Source organism: Frankia canadensis (assembly GCF_900197875.1).
GTDB lineage: Bacteria > Actinomycetota > Actinomycetes > Frankiales > Frankiaceae > Frankia > Frankia canadensis.
Window position 1 is genome coordinate 1 of sequence record NZ_FZMO01000378.1, and the last position, 2,220, is coordinate 2,220.

Annotated in this window: 2 protein-coding genes; both read left to right on the top strand. The window is 71.5% G+C overall.

From position 1 onward, the window contains the following. Positions 1 to 498: 498 nt before the first annotated feature. A complete protein-coding gene (locus C1A33_RS38430; RefSeq protein ID WP_207770467.1) occupies positions 499 to 765 on the top strand; it encodes an alpha/beta hydrolase family protein in 267 nt (88 codons plus the stop codon). Positions 766 to 854: 89 nt separating this feature from the next. Beyond that, positions 855 to 1,859 carry an alpha/beta hydrolase gene (locus tag C1A33_RS24015; protein WP_243407889.1) on the top strand — a complete coding sequence of 335 codons (1,005 nt, stop codon included), beginning with the start codon at positions 855 to 857 and terminating at the stop codon, positions 1,857 to 1,859. Positions 1,860 to 2,220: the final 361 nt, after the last annotated feature.

Here is a 2,220-nt window from a genome sequence, read left to right on the forward strand (position 1 = left end):
GGAAGGCGCCGTACAGCTCGGCCGGGTCCCGGCGCCACCGGCGCGGGTTGCGCATATCGAAGTACACACCGACGTCCATCAACCATTACTCTCTGTCATAGAGCGCCGCGGACGGTGGACCGCGTTCCGTCCTGCGCGACTCTAGGACCGTCTTCCGTACGCGGTGCCGTGACCTGCGGCGACGCATCCCATGACCAGATGGTCAACGCGCGGACCTGCGACCACACACGCGTGTGCGGAAAGCGAGTCCAAGGCGACAATGCCACTTGCTGTTCTTAATTATCTGACGCTATCGCGTTCACCTTCTGGAGTCGAGTCACCTCGCGTGACGGAGGCCGCGCTTGTCGCCGCACGGTCCGCGACGGCAAGTCGGTGCGTGCGGTGGGCTGGTCCCGAGCGGGGGCATGGGTCGACCCCGCCCCGACTGTGGGGATATAACGCTTCTGTGGTGACCGAAATCATACATAGGTATGTGGTGGCGACGGATCGGCGAGCGCGGTGACCGGATGGTCGGACGCGTCCCGGCCAACCGACGCGCCGGCGGGCCCCCCACCGTCCGACGCGGAGTGCGAGGCCGGTCTCCGCCGCCCAGATGGCCGGAGTCGGCGTCTGGGATCGCGTCCCGAACAGGCCGGCGGCCGGGCCGAGCTGCATGTCTGGTCCGGTGGGTTCCATGGGTTCACCGGCCTCGTCCCCGACGCGGCCCTGTCCCGGGCGGCGGTTGCCGCCCGTCGCGGCTGGCTGCGCCGCCTGCTCGGCGGCTGACCCGCCCACGCGTCGACCGGCCAAAGCGCCATTGAGTCCGCCCCCGGCGCGCACGGCGATCCGCGAGATCTAGAGATCAGGAGAACCGCGTGTCCCACACCACCGACGTCGCCGCCGAAGGCCAGCGGGTCGGCCCACTGCCGCCGCTCGACGGGCAGGTCGCCGCCGCCTTGGCCAATCTGGCGGCCCTTGGTACGGGGTCGAACTCGCCGACGACGATGGCGCAACGGCGCGTCCGCGCCCTCAGGGTGCTCCAGCTGGAGGATCTGACCGCCGGCGGCGCCGTCGAGTCGCGGGACATCACGGTTCCAGGCCCGGCGGGGGCGCCGGACCTGACGATGCTGGTGGCCCGGCCGGCGAACGCGCAACGCGGCGCCGCGCTGCCGTTGGTGTACTTCGTGCACGGTGGTGGGATGACGGTCGGTGACCGCCGGCTGGGGTTCAGCGTCGTGGCCGAGTGGTGCGCGCGGCTTGGTCTCGTTGCCACGTCAGTGGAGTACCGCCTCGCTCCCGAGCATCCCTACCCCGAGCCGGTCGAGGACTGCTACGCAGGTCTGCGCTGGGTCTTCGAGCACGCCACCGAACTCGGCGGCGACCCGGAGCGGATCGTCATCGCCGGATCCAGCGCCGGCGGCGGCCTGACCGCGTCACTGGCCCACCTGGCACGCGACCGCGGCGGGCCCGCTCCGATCGGCCAGGTGCTGATGTGCCCGATGCTCGACGACCGCAACAATCTGCCGTCGACGCTGCAGATGTCCGGGCCCGGCATCTGGAACCGCGAAGCCAACGGACAGGGCTGGGCGGCGCTGCTGGGCGACCGGGTCGGCGGCCCGGACGTACCCGCCGCCGCCGCCGGCCGTGCCACGGACCTGACCGGGCTGCCCCCGGCCTTCCTGGACGTCGGCTCGGCGGAGACGATGCGGGACGAGGCCGTCGCCTACGCGTCCGCGATCTGGGCGGCCGGCGGCCAGGCGGAGCTGCACGTCTGGCCCGGCGGGTTCCACGGCTTCGACCTGCTCGCACCCGACACGGCGATCTCACGCAACGCGCGCGAGGCCCGCATCGACTGGCTGCGCCGCCTCCTCGGCCTCTGAACCGGCCGCCCGCCGGCATGCTCACCGGCGCTAGAACAACGCCTGCCGGTCATCCCCTTCATCCCGGATCTGTCTCCCAGCGCGTACCTCCAGCGGCTGAAGACCCAGCCCGGGCCTGCCGGCTCGACCTCCACCTCGATCCGCAAGGGGACGCCCGCAGGCACGCTGACCGGGTGGCGAAACGGGGCGACGGTCCGTCCCCAGCATGTCGAGCTGTCGGGTGCACACGACAGCTCGACGCCGTCGGTCATGGCCGCGGAGTTCTCTTACCCGGGCCCGACAGGACGTGTCCGGGGTGGAAGCCGGAGGCCATCCACCCCGGACACGCCAGGCGGTGCTACCCGATCAGGGAGTCACCATT